5 protein-coding genes are annotated in these 6150 nt (G+C 34.8%); 3 read left to right on the top strand and 2 right to left on the bottom strand.

Going from position 1 to position 6150, the window contains the following annotated elements:
* The coding region (locus B0A80_RS19390) for a WD40 repeat domain-containing protein (RefSeq protein WP_133063723.1) at window positions 1-592 on the bottom strand (592 nt) is incomplete at its 3' end.
* Complete coding sequence (locus B0A80_RS19385; RefSeq protein ID WP_089078367.1) at window positions 589-1737, bottom strand: hypothetical protein; 1149 nt, start codon at window positions 1735-1737, stop codon at window positions 589-591. The genes B0A80_RS19385 and B0A80_RS19390, both read right to left, overlap by 4 nt.
* A gap of 291 nt (window positions 1738-2028) precedes the next feature.
* On the opposite strand from B0A80_RS19385, the gene B0A80_RS19380 reads away from it, so the two are divergent.
* From B0A80_RS19380 to B0A80_RS19370, 3 genes are all read left to right on the top strand, one after another.
* On the top strand, window positions 2029-2874 hold the full coding sequence (locus B0A80_RS19380) for a chromate resistance protein ChrB domain-containing protein (RefSeq protein ID WP_089078366.1): 846 nt from the start codon (window positions 2029-2031) through the stop codon (window positions 2872-2874).
* Window positions 2875-2959: 85 nt separating this feature from the next.
* Window positions 2960-3457, top strand: coding sequence for a hypothetical protein (locus B0A80_RS19375; RefSeq protein WP_089078365.1), 498 nt, complete (start codon window positions 2960-2962; stop codon window positions 3455-3457).
* A 666-nt stretch (window positions 3458-4123) separates the two neighbouring features.
* Window positions 4124-6150, top strand: a 2027-nt coding sequence (locus B0A80_RS19370) for a PKD-like domain-containing protein (RefSeq protein WP_317048199.1), incomplete at its 3' end; no start/stop codon positions are given.

The raw sequence follows: 6150 nt of genomic DNA, 5'->3' as shown, positions 1-6150 counted from the left end.
GTTTAACCCCATTAGAAAGAGTTGTAACTAAAGAATTTTCTTTTGGTTTTGGAAAATTCCTGTGAAAACCCCTAGTTTTAACAATATAAATACTATCACTACTATTAACTTTGCTGTTATATAGAACTTCTAAATTTAATAGTATAACTCTATCAGCAATATTCCCAGAAACAGCCATTATTTTAGAAATTGGATTATAATCAACTTCATTAATTGTTTCATAATTATCTTCCACTTCTTCTCCAAAGTCAATTACAAAAGATTTGCTTATTTTCCCGGTCGTTTTGTCTATATAAATAATTCCTGCGTTTTTTAATGTAACTATAATCTGATTCAAATCATCAATGAATGCTAATGATATTATTGATTTTTCAAATTGCTCATGCCATAATATTTTTTTATTGTGAAAATCCCATATTTCTAATCTCCCAAAATCATAAGCAACAGCTAGATAATCACCTTTATTATCGAATTTCACAACGCTGACATCACCACTTTCTCTTAATTCAGAAATATCATTCTTTATGCTCTTTTGAGCAATAATACTAATGTTTACTAACAAACAGCTCAAAAAAATAATAGTAAGTTTCATTTGCTCATTATAATTTGAAAAACATCAGTTACTTGTGAATTACCTTCAGTATCATAAATCTTTATTTTCAAAATCCAAGCTTGGCCTGGAGTTTTTGAAGCTGGTATTAAGCGGATGTTGAAAGAATCTAAGGCATTTGATGCTAGTTTAAACGGCGGATTTAAAACCTGCACCTGCTTTCCAATAGAATGTCTAAGAATATAATTATAAGTAATTATTGGATATAAGGGACCACCTTCCCCGCCTAAAACTTGCCCGACCTCCAAAATTTCATATTCAACTTTTGAAATAATAATATCCTTTTTTTTTAAGTTTCTCAAAACAAAGCTTACAACAGGACTCTTCACGCCTATACATTTAACTAACCAGTCTCTTACAATAGAATAATTTTCTGGGTCGTTTTTTTTCATTTTTATTATGTCTTGGTCAGTAAACATTATTTGTTCAAATATGTCTCCTCTAGTTGCAATGATTCTTGATAAATCATTGACAGTTTTTATATATTGCTTTAAATCATTTCGATTCACAGCATCTAATCTTTTTTGCAATAAAGGCAAAACTTTTCCTAAAGGTTTATTTCCATCTAGACCTGTACAGTTCCCTTTTTTAAAAGCCACATTAACATCTTGATTGTAACTAAATGTTCTATATTCTTTTGGACCCAAACCAAATTTAAATTGCTTGGTATCTGTAAAGGAACAAAGTTGATCGTTTAAATAAAATTCTTCAATTTTGAAAGTAGTTGTCGGCGGTGGTGAAGCAGCATAAGCGCTTGTAGAAAAGAAGCCTAAAAACAGTAAAGTTAATTCCGTATTAGGATTTTTTGCCTGATTGGTTTTTCTTAGATTTACTTCCCAATACTTATAACAAATAGCAGTAATAAAAATTATTGTAACAATAACAAACAAGATAATTTTGTATTGTTTTCTTTTGAAAGTTGAGTAAAATAGGAATATAGAAGATGATACCCAAATTAAAAAAATTACATAATAATAATTCTGATTAATTACCAAATTCAATTTTACTAAACTATCAGAAAAACTTAGAATAATCGCAATTATTTCCACAATAACTATTATTGGAAATAGCTTTCTTTGAACAAATGATTTTGCATCAGGTTGATTTTCTAAATCAGATATAGTCATTTTTCAAGTTTATTAAATAGTTATTTTTTTTAGTAAACCGTTTAACAAAAAACATTTGAAATATCTAGTAAATATAAAAAAATCCACTCAATCAAAATCGAGTATAATTACCTGATTTTCAGAGAATATATAAAAATATAAAATTCCCCTGTCTCGTCCTGAAAAAGTTTACATATATACTTAACCCCCGCTCTACAAAGTGTACTTCACAAGCGCTGTGCATTCTCACTACGTGATACTTAAATAATAAAAAAATGTACCTTAGCACACATTCTAAAAAACAATTGATTTATGAAATGGATCACCAGAGAAAGGCCAAAAATAGACCGAATTGCATGCCCATGGCTTATTAGAAATTTTGTGGATCCTGAGGCTGAATTTATTTACGTCCCTTTTGATCAGGTTCTGGACAAAGCAAAAGAATTAAATGCTGTTCCTTTTGATATTCCAAATGTTGAATTCACACATTATCAGGAGCAGTGCACTTTCGATTATATTGTAAAAAAATATAAAATTGAGGATCCCGCTATTTCCATCATGGCAGGAATTGTACGGGGGGCTGATACCGATCGTCATGAAATTGCAAAAGAATCTGCCGGACTCTGGGCGGTGTCTGCCGGACTTTCGCATAATATTACCGATGATTATAAACTCCTTGAAACCGGAATGGTACTCTATGACGCACTTTACAGCTGGGCCTCACATCTGTACAAACAAAAACATCTGGAGAACAGTCCCTTTGAGAACCTGCTACACGAAGTTTACAATAAATTTCTTAAAGACAAAAAAACAGCCGGAAAAACACCATCCTGGGTAAAAGACCTCAAAAATCTTATTCAGGACCAGATTGATGCACAGTTTACTTTCGACCTTAAGAAAATATCGGGTGAACTTGATTTGAACCCATCCTACCTGTCGAGAGAATTTTCTAAATATTTTGAAGATTTAAATTTCGGGGACTATGTCAGAAAACAAAGGATTGAAAAAGCGGTAAATCTTATTGAGAATACTACCTATACTTTGACGGAGATTGCCTATCGAACCGGATTTTCAGATCAAAGCCATTTTACAAGAATTTTTAAACTTCAAACCGGAAAGAATCCGTCGGCGTACAGAAAAAAAATCCAAAAAAAGTAATCCCTATACAAAACGTAAAACGCATTCTATTTAGGGAAGTTTAATGCTTGTAATTTTGTTTCTATAATTTATAAAAACAAAATCGATGCTTTTAAGATTCCCGCTCCTTTCTATTCTACTACTATTTAGCCTTCCGTGCTTTTCTCAGACTACATATCCTAAAATCACAGGATATTTTGGTATTCTGCATCCTCTGGTAACCTTAAATAAAGATGAAACTGCAGTAAATTTCAGAGACTACTACGCTGTAGGATTTCCAACTGGAATCAATATCTGGAAAAACGAGAAAATCGGATTTTCTTTTGAGATAGTTCCCAATATAAAGGACGATCAGGGTACCAGCAAAGTAACTAGCTTATTGTTTCATCCCGGAGTTCTGGTAGCCTTAGGACACGGATATACTTTTGCGGGAAGGGCTGCTTTTGATTCCTCCGGAAGATATGGCATTACGCCTGTTTTGAATAAAACAATAATAAAAAGCACCAATTGCAGCTACTTTGCCGCAATCCCCCTGCCCATCCGCTTTGGTAATAATCATCCCGCTTCTTTCACAATAGGCTTTCAGTTTGGAATTGCATTCTAATTTACAAATCATGAATGAAAATCCCGCTCTATAAATTGTATCTCACAAGCGCTGTACAATTTCTCTGGCTCATATCTGTAATGGTGATAGCCAAAAGAAGTATAATAGACATTTCAACGGCTCTAGTGGCAATTATTACAATTTTTACGTTGCTTTATATAAAGAAAATTCAGGAACTCCTATATTATTGTTGCAGCAGCGGCTGTTTTAGGTATACTCATTAAATTAGTATTACTATGAACAGCTGCTTATAAAACATTCGGATACAAAACAATAACTCCAATTTCTTCTTCCAAAAATGAAACAATAAAGAAATTTAAGGTTCATTTTATCATAAAAACATCCTTTTAACGAGTATTTAAGTTATTTAAAGATTAAAAAGTGTTATAAAAAACCATATACATATCTTTGATTGTGTTAAAAAAATAAAAATTTCATAAATTTTAAATCTAAAAAGTATGAAAGCAAAAAGTACTCTACTTATACAGACTTATTAGTTCTGTCCCGCACCACAATACAGTCATTCACAAACCAATCTGAGGGTTAGCTTAGGTGAATCAATAGTTTTTAAATATTCAGGTTGTCTAGCAATAGACTAAAATCTCAATTTTTCTTATTTAAATTTTAACAAGAAATAAGTTACTAGTTTATTTAAATAATAAGATTATGAAAAAAATTACTTTAATTCCATTTCTGGCTTTTTTATTATTAATGCTTTCCACAATATTTGCTTATTCACAAAATACCAATGTTACATTCGATAATACTAATGCTTCATTAACCACGACCCCAGCTTGTTCTCTTTCACAATGTAATGCTCAGGATGTTACTTTTGGAAGTGTTTATTTAGGCGATAACGTTGGGAATGTAGCCACTTTAGCTTATGTTTCAAATCCTGTAAACGGTTTGTACATATGGGTTACTATTGCCTCCAATAGTTCTAAATACGACTTGATGTTTCAATTTGACTATTTAGTTGGCGGAGTTCGAAAAAATTTCGATAACACTAACTTTGTTGGTGCCGTAACAGACAGGTTAACGATTAAAATTAGAGGAAGCATAATTACAGCAGGGTCCAAATACCGAATGGCCCAAATTACAAACTATACTGCAGGCCAATCCCTTGAGTTAAAAAATATTTACTTAGGATGGGAAACAAACGGACAAGCTATTACGCCTTCCCAAAGCCTTTCACTGATTACTTGTAATCCTCCTAAATGCAGTAGTGCATATTCAAATGGGATAATTATAAAAACACCTCTTTTTGCCGATTTTTCGATTACTAAAAGTTGTGATGGAGGCTCATTCCAAAAGGTAGTTTACGCCAGTACTTCTACAGGAGTTGAACCCAATACTAATTATAGCTGGTCATTTCCGGGTGCCGCAACAATTTCTCCGGTTAGTTTAACAACAATAGGTCCATATACTGTGACTTATTCTTCCGCTGGTCCATTTTCTGCTAGTTTAACAGTATCAGACCCTACAAATCAGGTTATACCAAACACTAAAACAGTTAACAATATTACTGTAACTGCATGTTGTACGACACCGGTAATAACTGCAATGACTTCTACTATATGCAGCGGAAGCACTTTTACCGCTACTCCGGCCAATGGAACCAATGGAACGGTTCCGGCTGGTACTACTTATAGCTGGGCAGCCCCAAGTGTAATTGGAATTACAGGAACCGCAGCGGGAAGCAATGCTGCTAACATCAGCGGAACCTTAACCAATACAACCAATGCGCCGATAAATGTGGTTTACACCGTTACCCCGACATCAGGAACTTGTACAGGAAGCACTTTTACAGTGACAGTTACGGTAAATCCGAAACCTGCGCTGAACAATATAACGGCGACCAGCATATGCAGTGGTGACACTTTTACCACTACTCCGGCCAATGGAACCAACGGAACAGTTCCGACTGGCACTACTTATAGCTGGGCTGCTCCAAGCGTAATTGGAATTACAGGAACCGCAGCGGGAAGCAATGCTGCAAACATCAGCGGAACCTTAACCAATACAACCAATGCGCCAATAAATGTGGTTTACACCGTTACCCCAACATCAGGAACCTGTACAGGAAGTACCTTTACAGTAACAGTTACGGTAAATCCGAAACCTGCGCTGAACAATATAACGGCGACCAGCATATGCAGTGGTGACACTTTTACCACTACTCCGGCCAATGGAACCAACGGAACAGTTCCGACTGGTACTACTTATAGCTGGGCAGCCCCAAGCGTAATTGGAATTACAGGAACCGCGGCAGGAAGCAATGCTGCTAACATCAGCGGAACCTTAACCAATACAACCAATGCGCCGATAAATGTAGTCTATACTGTAACTCCAACATCAGGAACCTGTACAGGAAGTTCCTTTACAGTGACAGTTACGGTGAATCCTTTACCAGTATGTTTGATTACTGGATCTGATGGTCCACTTTGTCCATCGTCAACAGCTAATAGTTATTCAGCACCTGCAGGTATGAGCAATTACACCTGGTCAATTTCAGGAAATGCTACTATTAGTGGTAATCTTTCGGGACAAACCGTTTTAGTAAATACTGGTACTACTTGCAGTGCGCCATTTACGTTAACTGTAGTAATCAAAGATATCAATGGCTGTGAATCAACATGTACCAAAGTAATTAATGTTCAAGATATCACTGCACCAACATGGACAACTGCGCC

The sequence above is a fragment of the Flavobacterium tructae genome, assembly GCF_002217475.1.
In the GTDB taxonomy this organism is placed as follows: Bacteria; Bacteroidota; Bacteroidia; order Flavobacteriales; family Flavobacteriaceae; genus Flavobacterium; species Flavobacterium tructae.
The sequence above is the reverse complement of the archived record's forward strand: the minus strand, read 5'-3'. Positions and strand labels throughout refer to the sequence as shown.